This is a genomic window from Candidatus Micropelagos thuwalensis, from assembly GCF_000469155.1.
GTDB lineage: Bacteria > Pseudomonadota > Alphaproteobacteria > RS24 > RS24 > Micropelagius > Micropelagius thuwalensis.
In genome coordinates this window covers 581,195-597,138 of record NZ_AWXE01000004.1, presented here as the reverse complement: position 1 = coordinate 597,138, position 15,944 = coordinate 581,195, and the positions used below count along the sequence as shown (strand labels likewise).

Below are 15,944 nucleotides of genomic sequence, written 5' to 3'. Positions count from 1 at the left end.
TTTGCCGCATTTTCGTTTCTAAGACGCAGTTTTGTTGATTTAGTCAGTATATAAATAGATTCAATAACGAGGAATAAATTTTGTCAGCTCAGCCGGTTTCTTCACAATCCATAGCTTCAGATCCAGCCGCATCTTCCTCGCCGCGCATTTTGGCGGTGGCGAACCAAAAGGGGGGTGTCGGCAAGACAACCACAACGATTAACCTCGGCACGGCTTTGGCCGCAATTGGTGAGCGCGTTTTATTAATAGACCTTGATCCGCAGGGCAATGCGAGCACCGGATTGGGTGTAAATCCGACAGACCGCGAGGCCTCGGCCTATGAACTGTTGCTTGACGAAACGGATTTAGGTAATGCTGTTGCGAAAACCGTTGTCCCGAATTGTGACCTTATCGCATCCAGCATGGATTTGTTGGGGATTGAGGTGGCTTTAGCGGACAATCCGCGGCGTTTGCACCGTTTGAAAGAGGCGCTTGAGGCTTGCACGGTTGGCTATAATTATGTGCTGATTGACTGCCCCCCATCGCTTAACATGTTAACGCTCAACGCTATGACCGCGGCAAATGCCGTGTTAGTGCCGATGCAATGTGAGTTTTTTGCGCTTGAGGGGCTGAGCCAGCTACTCAAAACAATTGAACAGGTGCGCACAGCGCTAAATCCTGGCTTAGAGATTCAAGGCGTGGTTCTGACCATGTATGATCCGCGCAACAATCTTTCCGGCCAGGTTGAGGAAGATGTGCGCACGCATCTCGGTGAACGTGTCTATAAGACTGTAATACCCAGAAATGTGCGTATTTCAGAGGCGCCTTCCTTCGGGCAGCCGGCGCTTCTTTACGATCATAAATGTGCAGGAAGCCAGGCCTATATGCGACTGGCTTCCGAGCTTATTCAGCGCGAAAGACAGCTTAATGATGAGTTAATAGCTGCTGAAGGGGCGATTGAAAGGGGAGAAAATCATGGCGGATAAAAAGAGAGGTCTTGGGCGTGGCTTGTCAGCGCTTATCGGTGATGTGGATATCGGGCTGTCGGCAGATGCCAAAGCGCCCACCAAAGAAAAATCCAAAAAAACCTCCACCCTTTCATCTGAAGAGTCTTCTTCTCAGGGGCTTCGTACTCTAGGTGTCGAAAAGCTTGTCCCGGGTAAATTCCAACCGCGGCGCGAATTTGATAAAGGGGCCTTAAGGGAACTGGCCAACTCTATTCGTGAAAAGGGCATATTGCAGCCAATTTTGGCCCGCCCTAATCCCGACGGTGGCGCAAAATCCCCATATGAGATTGTTGCTGGTGAACGACGCTGGCGTGCCGCGCAAATTGCGCAGCTTCACGATGTTCCCGTTATCGTGCGGGATATGACCGATAACGAAGCTCTGCAAATAGGTATTATTGAAAATGTTCAACGGTCTGATTTAAGTCCGATTGAAGAGGCCGAAGGCTTTCAGAGATTGATTGATGAATTTAGTTACACGCAAGAGGTGCTGGCAAAAACGCTCGGCAAAAGCAGAAGTCACATTGCCAATACGCTCCGGTTAGTTGGTGCGACCAATAAGGTGCGCGAATATCTGGTAGCCGGGCAACTCTCTGCCGGGCATGCCCGGGCACTTTTGGGGCATCCAAGTGCTGACCGCTTGGCCTCTGATATTGTCAAGCAAGGCCTCAGTGTGCGCGACGTTGAGAAGCTTGTCGCAGATAAAAAGCCCAGCAAAGGTGGGTCTAAGTCAAAGAAACCTGCTGAAAAAGATACAGATACGCGGGCGCTGGAGAAGTCAATTGCTGACAATCTGGGCCTAAGCGTTGCAATTCAGCATGAAAAAGACGGGGGTCATGTTCGTGTTTCATACAAAACCCTCGAACAACTTGATGAGGTTGTAAGGCGTCTCATGGCATCCTCTTGAGGATGTTTATCTTTTTGCCGCCCGTGCGAGCCTTAACATCGTATAGGCCGCCAAAGTCACATCTGGACTTCCTGTTTCTCGGCAATTTGCTTCTGTTTCGTGGATTATACTTAACGCCGTAGAAACTTTCGCTTTTGACCAAAGATTGACTTGGCGTTCAACTACCGACACTCTTTTAAAATGAAGGGGGGGGCGAAAGGCTAACCTTAATGCCTCCTTTCGTGACATGCCATTTTCTATATGACCCTGTGTCAGATGTAGATTTTGAAAATGTGCGCGCAACCGGTTAAGCACCGCAGTTGCAGGGGTTCCCGCTAAAGATAAGCGGGTCAGAGCTTGGTCGGCATCATCCAACACCCCGCAGGCAATGGCATCAATCACATTTTCCAAAGATGCAACAGCCCCATCCCCAATCATTTGCTCCACATCATCCAGTGTAATCATAACAATGTCGCGTCCGTCTCTTTTTTCAGAACCACGGGGGCCTGCATAAAGGGCAAGCCTTTCAAGCTCCTGCCTTGTGACACCTCGATCAGCGCCTAGCCTTTGGCTGAGACGATCCATCGCGGCGGCCTCTATACGAAATCCCTCGGCTTCTAGCCATTCGCGCGCCAACCGTTGAATGGTTCCTGGGTCATCTTCAAAGCACGGTAGGGCCATAGCTTTTTTGTCGCTCTCCACGATTTTACGAAGCTTAGAAGCGGGCGTCAGTTTGCCAGCCTCAATAATTACGAGTGCCTCTGGGACTGGGTCGGCGAGATAGTCCTTAATAATTTGTGCAATCTGGTCACCAGTCGTGCGCACCATAACAACACGACGGCTTTTGTTGTCAGGGTCCGCAAACATAGAGAGAGAGGCTGCCTCGTCGTGTAAAAGTCCCGGGTTACGCGTGAGTGTGGCGGCGTCAACGTCAACACGTTCCATTGTGTCGCCATCCTGCCTCCCGCCGCCTAAGGCAAAATTTGCAAGCACTCTGGCGTGTTCACGGATCATGCCGAGGTCACTCCCATAGACCAGAACCAGCAAGATATTGGGGTCCGGTGACTTTATAAACCCATCGACCTGATGTGCTTTTAATTTCATTATTGCACCTGAGTTTTGTGCCAGTTGGCCAGCTTCAGGACGATCTTTTCGGACACGGCGTTGGCGGTTCTAGATTGGGCGCTTTCAACCGCAATCAAATTCGCATGTTCGCTGATATCAACATTAAAAGATGTTGATGCGGATGCTGTGCCGTTCGTTACAACAACACCTTTTGCGATATCATAGAGGCTATAGCGGACCCTAAGCGTGAAACGTGTTCGCGCCTCACGGCTATTATTGTCCATAAGTGCTCCAGTTTTGTTTTCCTCTGCCCAGATATCGAGCCGATACGCTGGTTTACCTTCAGGCCTTAAAGTTTTCGAGAGGGCGCTATATACGGCTCTATTTGTGTCGTTGTCCGGTGAATTGTTAGGTTGTTGTATCTGTATTGTTGTGAAAAGAGTTGAGGGTCCGGGGGCGTTGCGCTCAGCGTATAATGGTTCGAAGCCACAACCGGATAAGCCAAACCCGCCGAGATTGACAGCACATACAATAAGAATGGCGCGCATATATTTTTGCACGGGCCTAAACAACAAAATTAATAATTTTTCCAGGGACAAAAATAAATTTCCTAATATCGTTATCTGCGATTGCTTTGACAATCCGTTCATCGGCAAGCGCCAGCGCTCTGATTTCTTCTTCACCTGCACCAACAGGCGCTTCAATCTCTGCGCGCTTTTTGCCATTAACTTGAATCGGCAATCTAATTACATCATCCTTAAGAACGGTGTCATCTGCAACCGGCCATTTGGTTTTGGCGAGAATTTCTGGATGCCCGAGGCGTTGCCAACAGGTTTCTGCAAGGTGCGGTATCATCGGGCCAGCCATAATGACGAGGTAGCTGAGGCCCTGAAATAAAACAGATTTGTCAATGTCTTCTTTTGTGGCGGCAGAGGATAAGGCGTTGCTTAGCTCGTAAATCCGAGCCACAGCCTTATTGAAGGCCAGTCGATTTAAATCATCAGTCGTCGCGGCAAGTGCCTGATGAACGGTTTTATAAAGAGCTTTGTCAGCATCGCTTTTTGGCTGAGTTTCTCCGCCATGTGCGGTGACATGGTCACAAAGCCGGTCGGCGTGACTGTCTATGAGGCGCCAAAGTCTTTGAATGAATCTGTAAGCGCCCTCAACCCCCGCATCTGTCCAATGGACATCTCGCTCGGGCGGGCTATCAGACAACATAAACCAGCGCGCTGTATCCGCACCATATTGGGCAATGATGTTCGTCGGGTCGACGACGTTCTTTTTGGACTTTGACATTTTTTCAACTGGCCCAACATTGATCATAACGGATGGGTCAGAAGTTAATACATATTGACCCTGATCGGTTTGGGTAACTTCGTCAGGTGTCACAAAGGTCTTATCCGGCGTGCTGAAGGTTTCGTGTATAACCATGCCTTGCGTAAAAAGCCCTGCAAATGGTTCTTTGAGATTTAAATGTCCGGTTTTTTCCATAGCGCGGGCGTAGAAGCGCGAATACAGTAAATGTAGAATGGCGTGTTCAATGCCGCCAATATACTGATCCACAGGTAGCCAATAGGCAACGGATTTTGAATCCGTAGGCCGGTCTTCGAGTAAGCCCGTAAATCGGGCATAGTACCATGAGCTATCGATAAATGTATCGAATGTGTCTGTTTCGCGTTGCGCGTCCGCACCACAAGATGGGCAAGGAGTGGTTTTCCATTCTTCATCCCTGTCAAGCGGGTTGCCAGGCTTATCAAAATTGACTTCCGAAGGAAGCGTCACAGGTAGCTCAGATTTTGCTACCGGCACCACGCCGCATGTTTTGCAATGCACCACAGGTATCGGGCAACCCCAATATCTTTGGCGGGAGACGCCCCAGTCGCGCAGACGGTAATTGGTTTTTCGCTTGCCGCGTCCAAGCGCCTCCAACTTTTCTGCAACCGCCTGAAAAGCATCTGTCTGGGTCATGTTATTCATGAAGTCTGAATTAATCATTATCCCGTCACCTATATAGGCGTCGTTTTCGATTTCATAGTTTTCGGCAGTTTCCCCAGGTGGCAAAACGACGGGCGTAACAGGTAGATTATATTTACGTGCAAAATCCAGATCACGTTGGTCATGTGCCGGGCAGGCAAAAACCGCACCTGTTCCGTAATCCATCAATACGAAATTTGCGACATAGACGGGCAGCATCCAGCTTGAGTCAAGAGGGTGTGCAGCTTGAATATCCGTCAGAACACCTTTCTTTTCAGCAGCTTCGATGTCGGCTTCGCTTGTGCCGCGCTGTGCACATTCGGCCAGAAACTCGGCCATTTCATCGTTGGTTTCCGCCACCTTTCGCGCCAGCGGGTGATCGGGTGAAATTGCGCAAAAGCTTGCCCCGTAAAGTGTGTCCGGACGCGTGGTATAAATATCAAGCTTGTCAAAACCGTCCGGTGAACCTGTAAGGTCAAAGCTAAGCTCCAGACCCTCGGAACGACCAATCCAGTTTTTCTGCATGAGCCGCACATTTTCTGGCCAGCGTGTAAGCCCCTCAAGATCGTTGAGCAATTCTTCCGAAAAATCCGAAATTTTCAAAAACCACTGGGTTAGGCTTTTTTGCTCAACCGGCGCGCCTGAGCGCCATCCCAACCCGTCAATTACTTGCTCATTTGCGAGTACGGTTTGGTCAACCGGGTCCCAGTTAACGATGCTTTCGCGGCGTTCGACTAGCCCTGCCTCCAGAAAGCCAAGAAACATGGCCTGCTCATGCTTATAATAAGACGGATCACAGGTGGCGAATTCGCGAGACCAGTCAATGGCAAGCCCCATGGATTTTAGCTGTTCGCGCATCGTGTCTATATTTTTGTAAGTCCAATCACGCGGGTGCACATTTTTTTCCATGGCAGCATTTTCGGCGGGCATGCCGAATGCGTCCCAGCCCATTGGGTGCAAGACATTGTAACCTTGTGCCATGCGAAAACGGGCGATAACATCGCCCATTGTGTAATTTCTGACATGTCCCATATGAATCCGACCGGAGGGGTAGGGAAACATCTCAAGCACATAATATTTCTCACGCGTGTCGTCAGCCGGGCCTGCTGCAAAACAGTTTTCGGTCTCCCAGATTTTTTGCCAATTAGGCTCGTGTGTCTGAGGTTCGTATGAAGACATAATACCCGTTCTGTTTATAGAGGAGGCTAATTTTGCGTTTCGAGGGTCAAAATATGAAGCTCACGAGCACGAGATAGGATGGCATTTTCAAGTTTGATCGCTACTTGAGGACTCATTGTGACGTCTTGCCAGCCACTTGATGTCAGCTCTTGTTTGAACGCTGATACCCGAATGCCGTCGGCGCGCAGGTTTTTGTCCAAGATATATACAGTGACTTTAAACCGTTCTTTTGGTGCGCCCTTGCTTTGATACCAGTCAGTAATCACAATACCGCCAATTGGATCGGCTGAGGTCATAGGCATAAAGGACAATGCATCAAGTGTTGCCTGCCATATAAAGCCGTTTACACCGAGTTCTTGCTCTGAATTTAGGGTTTGTGTCTCATCTCGGCCACTGAAAAGCCCAAAACCGCTAGAAAACCCACCTCTTTCTTTGACGTTTTCAGCGTCTTTTTCGAACTTGAAAGTGCCACACCCCGCAACAAAACCCGTTATGAGCATCACGAGAAGCGCTTGTTTAAAAAGGCTAGAGGTTGTTGGGATGGGTGTGTTCTTGGAAAGGAATGCTTTTCGTGTCATTTAAAACCTGTATTGCCTCATCAAATTTTAAAGACAATAACATATCCGCCAATGACTTAAACCTTAAATTTCTTTCACTTAAATAAGGTCAAAGGGTTTTCATCAGAGCTTAAACTGCAAAAGCCTCTATCGCGGCATAACCGACAACATTATGTGCGCGAAAAGTGCCAAGTCGTTTGAGCCGTGTTTCGGACATCCCGCCGAGTGCGTAGACTGGACACGGGCAGTCTTTAACAAGAGATGCAAACCGCATAGGCCCGAGCGTCGCGGCATTTGGATGACTGTTGGTTGGGAAAACAGGCGATATCAAAACCGCATCAACCGAAACCTGACGTGCTGAAATCACACCTCTCGCGCTGTGCACTGAAAGCGTCACAAGCGCGTTGGCAGGTATGCGTGACAGATGGCGAAAAAGAGTTGGTCCTTGTTTTTCGGGCATGTGCAAGCCTGCACCAAGTGCAAGGGCAAGCTCCGGGTCTCCGCCAATGCTCAGAACAAGACCCCGTGCGGCACAGATATCAGCTACCTGTTCTGCCATTTTCTTGCGATCAGGGGCATCATAATCGCGAAGAATAACACCCGTTCCCTCTGGCAGGGTTAAAAGCACCTCTTTCCAGTTAGGGAGGCGGTGGCGGTCGGTCATGAAAATTTTAGGCGGAAGCATAGGGTTTAATTGTAAAAATCTGTTTGAAATAAATCTTGTCAGTTGGTTTGTCGCTCATTCTTCGCAATCTCGATTGGTGCATCTAGTTTGTGCTAAGCGCATTTGCTTGTGATACGATAAGCCAATCCGATAACCTGCATAACGCTTGACCCCTATTATGATGACCACGACACGACCTCAAGATAACCAAAAAAATGATAGCATGACAGCCCCGCAAAGACTGATGAAAATTAGTCAAGACATAGCGGCATTGTCAGAGCAAGTGAATATTATCGCTGTTTCAAAAACATTTTCTCCCGAAGCTATCGCGCCTGTGTTGGCGGCGGGTCATCGCGTTTTTGGTGAAAACCGCGTTCAGGAGGTCGCTGAAAAGTGGCCAGATCTAAAGGCGTCTTATCCCGATGTTGAGCTACATCTCATTGGCGCGTTGCAAAGCAATAAGGCCGCGCAGGCGGTGGCGCTCTTTGATGTCATACACAGCCTTGACCGCATCAAGTTGGCACGTGTGCTGGCGGCGGAAATGAAGCAACAAAATCGGCAACTCAAAATTCTTGTGCAGGTTAACACCGGCAAAGAAGATCAAAAGTCTGGCATACCGCCCGAAGAAACAGAAGAATTTGTCAGAACTTGTCGCGCTGAATTAGGCCTCAATATTGATGGCTTGATGTGCCTGCCACCCCAGCAGGATGTCGCTGGCCCTCACTTTGCGCTGTTACAAAAATTATCTCAACAATGTGATGCCCCGCTGCTCAGCATGGGGATGAGTGGTGATTATGAAGAAGCTATAAAATTTGGGGCGACGCATATTCGGCTTGGGACGGCGATTTTCGGCCCCCGGACTCAAAAGCTTTAGAGTGTTTTCAGGCTTCAATAATCATGTTTGTTTCAGGTGTCAGTAGCGGCAAAATTTCCCGCATGTGCTGATGCGAAATCGCAACGCACCCTTCTGTTGGGCTATAATCTGGCTTGGCGAGATGGAAAAAAATAGCACTTCCGGCCCCTGGTATTGCTGGCATGGTATTATGGTTAAGTGTGATGACAACATCATATTGATCATCTGAGCGCCAAAGTTTTTCATGAGAATAGACGTGTGGTAGCGTGACAGGGCAATTATAGTCCGGGTCATTCGGATCATCTGACCAGCCGCTTGTTTCCGTAATTACGTGGGAAGGTAGATGTAACGGCGGGTTCAACCATTTATCAGAACGAAACCAGCAATCCTGTATTTTCCAGATACCGGCAGGCGTGCTGCCATCGCCTTCTTTCTTGTTGGCTAGAATGCCGGCTCGACCAAGCGCGCAGGGAAAGCGGTCTTTACCAAGGCTAAGGCGCCCATTATGAATGTCGGGGCCGTGCTGTTTGACAGTGATATCCATTGTGTGAGAGTGGTGAACATCTTCTTATTTGTCGAGATAAATATCACGCGAGTTAACATTTTCGTTATGTGTTAATAAAAAGCTGTCATTTTGAGCATGAAAACGCATGATAATTTTGTTAAGAGTTGAGTAATGAGTCAAAACAGAAAAATATTAATTATTGAAGATGACACGCTTCTTGTTGAAGAACTAAGCGAACAACTCCTTATGCATGAGGAGTTTGATGTCATATCTGCTGAAACGGCAAGCGCCGGGCTGGCCGCCGCCAAGAGCGAGGCGCCTGACCTTATCTTGCTGGATATTGGCCTGCCCGATCAGGATGGTCGCGAAACCTGCAGGCTTATGCGCAAAGCCGGCATAACAACCCCGATTATCATTTTAACCGGTGCGGACTCTGATGCAGATACGATTCTGGGTCTTGAGGCCGGGGCGAGCGATTACGTCACGAAGCCCTTTAGGTTTGGGGTCTTGCTGGCACGCATCCGCACACGGTTCCGACAATATGAGATGACTGAATCCGCGCAGTTTAATTTGGGTGGCTATCAGTTTAAGCCATCAGTCAAAACCCTTGTGCGTGATGATCAAAGTAAGATCAGGCTTACTGAAAAAGAAACTAATATTCTCAGGTTGCTATTGCGTGCCGGAGGGGAAACTGTGGCGCGTGATAAGCTGCTTGAAGAGGTGTGGGGCTATAACGCACAGGTGACAACACACACGCTTGAAACCCATGTTTATCGCCTTCGCCAGAAGATTGAAGACGACCCCTCAAATTCTGAATTGCTTATTACCGAGGCTGGCGGCTACAGATTGAACATATAGGCGCTTTACATCTATTTTTTTATGAAAACCAAAGAACAAAAGATGCCCTGTCAAATTCTGTGATACACCCAAAGGCATAAAAACAACACTTTTAGCGGATTAAAAATCAGCCTTGAGTTTGACTTTCAGCATATCAAAATCATAAGTATTAACAGACGAAGATTTGTCTTTAAAATTCAACTCAACACCCAACTTGTGGTTTGCTAAGTAGAATTGTTTCTCATAACGCACCTCATACGTTTCGTCCTCACGATCAAAATTATAAAAAGATCCTTTGATCGGATGAACAAAATTTGAAAATCTAAAAGTAATGCTGCTTGGATCTCGACTTGTAGATTTCATCTGTAATTCAAGGACAGATCCTATTGCGTCTTCAAAATCACCGTAACCGGAAATATGAGAAACACCTACGGAACTCAAAAACTTATAATCACTAATATTGTTCAGCTCAAAAGTCAGACCGGTTGTGTATCTCTCAATGCTGCTGAGGAGTTCATTCATTCTTGAAATATTTGAGGTTGTAAATACCGACAGGTTTGTACCATCATAGGGTAATTGAAAAATCTGAGGAAGGCTGGTTACAAAGGTTATGCCTTCTGACTCATAAACATTATTGAAAATATCAAACTGTGATTGGGCTAATCCGTAACCTGAGCCTGAGTTATTCGAATATCCGCCTGATTGTGTCATAGTTGTATTGGGAACCTCAGTCGGGTTTGCTGGTGGTGTTTGTGTAAGTATTTGATGACCCTCCGGCAAGGTTGCATCGTGGGTAGGCCCGGAATGATAAGTTCCATCTTCCATTTGATGATACTCACCTGAATATTGTTCGCCATCGCTGGTATACAATGTAATACCTGAACTTTCCGTTGTTGTAGGGCCCGCCCCTGGGTTGGATGTGTCAGCATTATTTTGAGTTAATGAATTACCTCCATATCCACCCCCACCACCGCCGCCGCCACAAGCAGAGAGTGCCAATGAAATCAAAAAAATTGAAAGGATTCTTAACATTGTGAAGTTTCCTAAATATTGATATTGGTATGCATGTATATGTATCTTACGCATGCGATAGGAATTAGATTGGTATAAAAATTATTTTTGGATTTAATTGTTAAGAGAAACCCTGAAGAGTTGAATGACTTATTGGAGAGATAATATCGTTATCATTAATTTTATGGGAGTTGTTATGAAACCATTATTATTTGTCATAACACTTGTATTTGCATATCCTAGTTATGCAATTGATTTTGAAAAATATAAATATGTAATAATTACTGAAAACGAATGTGAAAACATAGTCTCTGCAATAGAAAAATTTGAAATGTTAAGGGAATATGAAAATTTAAAAGCGCCAAATAAACAACATAATAAATGTGGAATAAGATATGATGGAAAGCTTGGTTGTATATCAATAACCGAAAGTTCCGAGGCATTAGAAGAAAATATTTCTTTTTTCGAGAATGACCCTAAGTGGAACAGTATAGCCACTGCTATGTGGAATGATTGTGGTGTCGAATATTTCGGTTTTGAGCGTGAGTCAATATCATTTGAATAAAAAGCAAAACAACATAAGAACTTATTATGAAGAACCACCATCAAAGACTCATATGTGAGCTCCAATAGGTGTTCGATTATATTTGTGTATGTGTGTCTATAAAATAGATAAAAAACTCTACGACCTTATATTGACAAATTATTGACACAAAAAACTCAGGTCTAAAAAATATAATGATTACAACTCACTAATCTGAAACCTTTATGTTGAACATCTAAAGCCGGGGCTTAGATTAAATCGATCATTACGGGCACATGATCTGAGGGTCTTTCCCACCCCCGCGCTTCTTTGAGAATTTTATAGCTGTTTACTTTTGACTCAAGTGCAGGTGTGACCCAAATATGGTCAAGTCGACGCCCCCGATTGGAAACATCCCAATCCCTGGCGCGATAACTCCACCAAGAATAAAGCTTCTCCTCAAAAGGTACAAAGGCGCGTGCCACGTCAATCCAGTTATGAGATTTTCTAACCTTTTCCAGCAATGCCACCTCTTGGGGGGTATGGCTGACGACATTCAGGAGTTGCTTGTGCGACCATACATCATGCTCATATGGGGCGATGTTTAAATCACCTACAAGGATGCGCTGGGCGGTGGTTTTTTGCTTAGCTTTGACGAAACGGCTTTGCATTTCTCCAAGAAAATCGAGTTTATGACCGAATTTTTCATTGATTTTACGGTCAGGCTCATCCCCACCGGCGGGGACATAAAAGTTATGCAGTGATAAGGGTGCGCCTTCATAGTCGAGAACGGTCTCAATATGTCGCCCGTCTTTTTGACCGCAATAATTAATGATGCTTGTTTTGGCAAAAGGGATTTTGCTTAGGGTTGCGACGCCGTGATAACCCTTAATCCCGTTAACCGCGATATGCTCGAACCCCATTTTATTGATGGCCTTGGTTGGGAAGCTGTCATTCGGGCACTTCGTTTCTTGTAAACAGATAATATCTGGTTTCAGTTTTTTTGCCATTTTGGCCAGAAGTTCAATTCTGAGTCTTACAGAGTTGATGTTCCACGTCACGATGCGCATGATTTATGTCTCGCTTTAAAAGGATTAATCAAAATAGATTTAGACTGTTGCCGATGAGAGAGACAGGCCAGCGACCCATCTCGAAAAGTCTGAATCTAAGCATGAGTGGGTGGTTGGCAATGTCGTCATTGTCTAATTCAATTGCCTCTATATGCGGATCGGACTTTAAAACATGAGCAGCATAGGCGGCTAAGCTCAGCGCCGCACCATGAACCGCTTGTTGGGCCGCGCCTGCAGCTAGATTGGTCAGAACTTCCGAGGACGCCTCGTCAGCCATATAAAGCGCCTCTTCCACGCAATTTGCCACATCTTCAGACAGGCTGGAGGCGAGATGCGTCAACATAATGCCAAGCCCTTCTTCGCTGATGAGGGTAAGCGCTTCTACGGTGGCCGCGGCGCGGAATTGTTCTTCAATTTCCCAAGCCTCGCTATTAATGTCCATGCTTTGGGCGGCATCGGCGGCATCGCGCCAATCAAGCAGAGGTGCGGGGGATGCTTCAGGTAAGCCTAGCCCTTCGAGATAGAGTGTTACCACGTCGAGGCAGTCGTCATCCAGTGGTTCGCCGAGTTCGGTGAACCAGCTTACTCGGCTGGCGCGATTGGCAAAGTCACGCAAAACTGTCAGAGCAGGTAATTCTGCTTCCAGCGCCTCAAGCGCTATATCTGATATTGCCTCTTCGTCGGGGGCTTCTGTTTCAAGCGGGGTTTCTGATGCAATCAAGGGGACTCCTGATGAGTGAAATTAAAACTTTCCATGGGGGCGACGGTGGCGCTCATCGAGCTTGAAGTCTTTTCTATCAATATTTTCACGCTTTTGTAAGTCGTTCAGAACAATTGTAATCGCCTGTCCTTGTGCATCGACCACATGCCAACTTCTTAAGAGAGTCGTCTCCGACGTACCTTGATAATTAAATGTCATGCGCGTATAGCCCGGAAAATCTCCCGCTGGATCTTGCAACAGTATCTCGGCGGCGGAGTCAAACACGTCCAGCTTAGAAATGTACTGCGCCTTATCGGTCAGAGACCCTTTGCCCCAGAAAATCGGCAGGGGTGTTTGGCTCAATGGATACCTGTCGGCCTTTTCGCCCGGGGCTTCTTGAACCGCCAGCCATTTTCCGTCAGCGACGACTTTTAATTTTTGCGGCGGGTCATAATCAAACCGCATCATGCCGGGTCGCTTCATAAGGAACTGACCCGTGGACGTGTTGCCCTGCTGGTCAATTTGCAGAAAAGTGCCAGCCATATTGTCTAGTTTATCCAGATAGGTTGATATGTGCTCAAGGGCGTCTGCATTGGCCTTTTGGTTGTTCTGAGCTGTTGCTTTTTGCTGGGTCAGCAAGAAAACAAAGCAAACCGACAAGAGTATTCTGAGCATTTTCATTAATGTTTTCCTGCAAGGACTTCGCGTTTACCGGCGTGATTGGGCGGGCTGATGACGCCTTCTTCTTCCATTTTTTCAATCAGGCTTGCGGCTCGATTATAACCAATTTGTAAGCGCCGCTGGACATAACTCGTCGAGGCGCGGTTATCGCGGGTGACAATTGCCACCGCCTGATCATAAAGGCTGTCACCTGAAGCGCCGCCCTCCATGCTGCCCATCTCAACAGGGTCGCTGTCTTCGGTGACGGCATCAACATAAACCGGCTGACCCTGTTTTTTCAGAAACGAAACGAGGCCCTCAACTTCATTATCCGAAACAAAGGGGGCGTGCACACGCTGGATGCGGCCACCGCCTTCCATGAACAGCATGTCACCCATGCCGAGAAGTTGTTCAGCACCCATATCACCAAGCACGGTTCGACTGTCAATTTTTGACGTGACCTGGAAAGCAATCCGGCTTGGGAAATTTGCCTTAATCGTACCCGTGATAACATCAACTGAAGGGCGCTGGGTCGCGGTGATAAGGTGCACGCCTGCGGCACGGGCCATCTGCGCCAATCGCTGAACAGCTGCTTCGATTTCCTTTCCGGCGACGAGCATTAAGTCTGCCATCTCGTCAATGACAACAACGATGTAAGGAAGTTTCTCGATCTTAATTTCTTCAGTCTCGAATATGGCCTCGCCACTCTCGGGGTCAAACCCTGTCTGAATCTCGCGGGTCAGTGTTTCACCTTTTTTTAACGCCTCGGCCATGCGCGCATTGTAACCTTCAATATTGCGCACCTTGATTTTGGACATTTTCCGGTATCTGTTTTCCATTTCTTGAACAGCCCATTTAAGGGCAGCGACAGCCTTTTTGGGCTCTGTTACAACAGGGGCGAGCAAATGTGGGATGCCGTCATAGACCGATAATTCCAGCATTTTTGGGTCCACAAGGATCATGCGGCACTCTTCGGGGGTCAGGCGATATAAGATTGATAAAATCATGGTGTTAATGCCCACAGATTTGCCGGAGCCGGTGGTGCCCGCGACAAGCAAGTGGGGCATTTTTGTCAAATCGCTCAGCACCGGCTCGCCACCAATATCTTTGCCGAGGGTGAGGGGTAGTTTGGCGTTGCTCTTTTCAAATGCCTCGCTGGACAATATTTCACGAAGAAAAACGGTTTCCCGATTGCTGTTTGGCAGTTCAATACCAATCACGTTGTGCCCCGGAACCGTTGCAACACGGCAAGAAATCGCACTCATCGCGCGTGCAATGTCATCCGCTAACCCCACAACGCGGGATGATCGGATGCCGGCGGCTGGCTCCAACTCATAAAGCGTGACAACGGGGCCCGGACGCACGCGCCCTATCTCGCCTTTAATGCCAAAATCCTGCAACACTGTTTCCAACAGGCGGGCGTTAGACTCCAACGCGTCCATGCTGACTTTTTGCGGCGCGCGTCCGCGTGGCTCGGATAACAACCTTAGCGGCGGCAGTGTGAAGTTGCTTTCAGGCTCGAGGGGTAAATTGCTCTGCGCTTCTTGGGATGCCCGACGGCCTTGACGTGGCGCACTTTTTTTCTCAACAGGTATAGGTTTGCGTGATGTTGGTTTAGCTGTTTTCATCGCGCCTATTTTAGATGCCGCGTCATGGTCAGCTGAAGACCGCGCTGAAGAAAAGGCCTCGGCATTTTGACTTTTGAGCCTAAGCTTAAAATTACCCAAGCGCGCCTGTATGCGCCGAACAAAATTTTTGGAAAATTCCAGTGCGGCTACTGGGGCTGAAGTCTCACCCGTTATTGATGTTTCTGGCTTCTTGTTGGTTAGCAGGCTTCTTATGAAGCGGAAAATAGTGACGAGGACGTAAAGTGTTGTTTTGACAAAAAGACCGAACCAACCCGCGGACATTAACGCAAGGGCGATACCAAAAGCGCCAATTGTTACTGCCGCCGCCCAGAGCCAGAGTGTGATTGAATTTGTCAAACTCGTTAGGGTGTCTCCTAGCAATAAATTAAGCCAGCCGCCAAGCGGCGCGACAAGTGCCTGTCCCAAAACACCGCCCGCATGTGGGGTAAAGGAGTCCGAATGAAGGGGTGCAATAGTTGCTGCCATAGATAATAAAATAATGCCGCCAACCCAGAAGAAAAATTTCAGTATCGGGCGCGCCACGGATGCATGCCGCATATAGCGCCACCCTAGTGCCGTCAGCCCGGGAATGATGCCCCAAGCGCCGTATCCGGCAAATTGATAAAGTAAATCTGCGATGACAGCTCCATAGGCCCCGAACCAGTTTTCAATATCTATATTGCCGACGCGGTTAAGGCTGGGGTCAGACGCGTGATAGCTGAATAAAGTGAGCGCCAAAGACAGGCCGGCAACCATTAAGATGATGCCGATAACCTCTTGCCCGCGAAAAATCAGGAAGTTGCCTAATCTTCCACGGAGTTCGCTTAAGGTACTCATTATTCTTGCCAT

General features: G+C 47.8%; 16 protein-coding genes. 5 read left to right on the top strand and 11 right to left on the bottom strand.

The features are described from left to right. The first annotated feature begins 80 nt into the window (after positions 1-80). Together RS24_RS07510 and RS24_RS07505 are read left to right on the top strand one after the other, a co-directional pair. Complete coding sequence (locus RS24_RS07510; RefSeq protein WP_021777605.1) at positions 81-965, top strand: ParA family protein; 885 nt, start codon at positions 81-83, stop codon at positions 963-965. Next, entirely contained in the window at positions 955-1,890 is a 936-nt protein-coding gene (locus RS24_RS07505; RefSeq protein ID WP_021777604.1) for a ParB/RepB/Spo0J family partition protein, read from the top strand. The genes RS24_RS07510 and RS24_RS07505 overlap by 11 nt, the downstream gene beginning before the upstream one ends. Before the next feature lie 6 nt (positions 1,891-1,896). Here the strand turns inward: RS24_RS07505 and holA are convergent, their stop codons facing one another. The 5 genes from holA to RS24_RS07480 all read right to left on the bottom strand — a co-directional run bounded on the left by holA (position 1,897) and on the right by RS24_RS07480 (position 7,308). Next, positions 1,897-2,973, bottom strand: coding sequence for a DNA polymerase III subunit delta (gene holA / locus RS24_RS07500; RefSeq protein WP_021777603.1), 1,077 nt, complete (start codon positions 2,971-2,973; stop codon positions 1,897-1,899). Continuing rightward, positions 2,973-3,482: a hypothetical protein gene (locus RS24_RS07495; protein WP_157833796.1), complete on the bottom strand. Its 510-nt coding sequence runs from the start codon at positions 3,480-3,482 to the stop codon at positions 2,973-2,975. The genes holA and RS24_RS07495 overlap by 1 nt, the downstream gene beginning before the upstream one ends. Before the next feature lie 16 nt (positions 3,483-3,498). Beyond that, on the bottom strand, positions 3,499-6,087 hold the full coding sequence (gene leuS, locus RS24_RS07490; RefSeq protein WP_021777601.1) for a leucine--tRNA ligase: 2,589 nt from the start codon (positions 6,085-6,087) through the stop codon (positions 3,499-3,501). A gap of 26 nt (positions 6,088-6,113) precedes the next feature. Next, positions 6,114-6,665, bottom strand: coding sequence for a DUF3576 domain-containing protein (locus tag RS24_RS07485; protein WP_021777600.1), 552 nt, complete (start codon positions 6,663-6,665; stop codon positions 6,114-6,116). 109 nt (positions 6,666-6,774) lie between these two features. Continuing rightward, on the bottom strand, positions 6,775-7,308 hold the full coding sequence (locus RS24_RS07480; protein WP_157833795.1) for a thiamine phosphate synthase: 534 nt from the start codon (positions 7,306-7,308) through the stop codon (positions 6,775-6,777). Between the two features lie 244 nt (positions 7,309-7,552). Here RS24_RS07480 and RS24_RS07475 point away from each other — a divergent pair, with 244 nt between their 5' ends. Continuing rightward, the gene (locus RS24_RS07475; protein WP_420885951.1) at positions 7,553-8,182 is read left to right on the top strand and encodes a YggS family pyridoxal phosphate-dependent enzyme; all 630 of its coding nucleotides are present in this window, start codon (positions 7,553-7,555) and stop codon (positions 8,180-8,182) included. A gap of 7 nt (positions 8,183-8,189) precedes the next feature. Here the strand turns inward: RS24_RS07475 and RS24_RS07470 are convergent, their stop codons facing one another. Next, complete coding sequence (locus RS24_RS07470; RefSeq protein WP_021777597.1) at positions 8,190-8,705, bottom strand: L,D-transpeptidase family protein; 516 nt, start codon at positions 8,703-8,705, stop codon at positions 8,190-8,192. A 132-nt stretch (positions 8,706-8,837) separates the two neighbouring features. On the opposite strand from RS24_RS07470, the gene RS24_RS07465 reads away from it, so the two are divergent. Then, complete coding sequence (locus RS24_RS07465) at positions 8,838-9,524, top strand: response regulator transcription factor (RefSeq protein WP_021777596.1); 687 nt, start codon at positions 8,838-8,840, stop codon at positions 9,522-9,524. Positions 9,525-9,623: 99 nt separating this feature from the next. Here RS24_RS07465 and RS24_RS07460 read toward each other — a convergent pair whose 3' ends face one another. Next, positions 9,624-10,589: a hypothetical protein gene (locus tag RS24_RS07460; protein ID WP_131443757.1), complete on the bottom strand. Its 966-nt coding sequence runs from the start codon at positions 10,587-10,589 to the stop codon at positions 9,624-9,626. 121 nt (positions 10,590-10,710) lie between these two features. Here RS24_RS07460 and RS24_RS07455 point away from each other — a divergent pair, with 121 nt between their 5' ends. Beyond that, positions 10,711-11,079 carry a hypothetical protein gene (locus tag RS24_RS07455; RefSeq protein ID WP_021777594.1) on the top strand — a complete coding sequence of 123 codons (369 nt, stop codon included), beginning with the start codon at positions 10,711-10,713 and terminating at the stop codon, positions 11,077-11,079. 227 nt (positions 11,080-11,306) lie between these two features. On the opposite strand, the gene xth is transcribed toward RS24_RS07455, so the two are convergent. The 4 genes from xth to RS24_RS07435 are packed head-to-tail and all read right to left on the bottom strand — an operon-like array spanning position 11,307 to position 15,932. Then, on the bottom strand, positions 11,307-12,107 hold the full coding sequence (gene xth / locus RS24_RS07450; RefSeq protein WP_021777593.1) for an exodeoxyribonuclease III: 801 nt from the start codon (positions 12,105-12,107) through the stop codon (positions 11,307-11,309). Between the two features lie 28 nt (positions 12,108-12,135). Continuing rightward, complete coding sequence (locus RS24_RS07445) at positions 12,136-12,828, bottom strand: hypothetical protein (RefSeq protein ID WP_021777592.1); 693 nt, start codon at positions 12,826-12,828, stop codon at positions 12,136-12,138. Between the two features lie 21 nt (positions 12,829-12,849). Beyond that, on the bottom strand, positions 12,850-13,488 hold the full coding sequence (locus RS24_RS09795) for a LolA family protein (protein ID WP_021777591.1): 639 nt from the start codon (positions 13,486-13,488) through the stop codon (positions 12,850-12,852). Next, entirely contained in the window at positions 13,488-15,932 is a 2,445-nt protein-coding gene (locus RS24_RS07435; RefSeq protein ID WP_239642412.1) for a DNA translocase FtsK, read from the bottom strand. The genes RS24_RS09795 and RS24_RS07435 overlap by 1 nt, the downstream gene beginning before the upstream one ends. Positions 15,933-15,944: the final 12 nt, after the last annotated feature.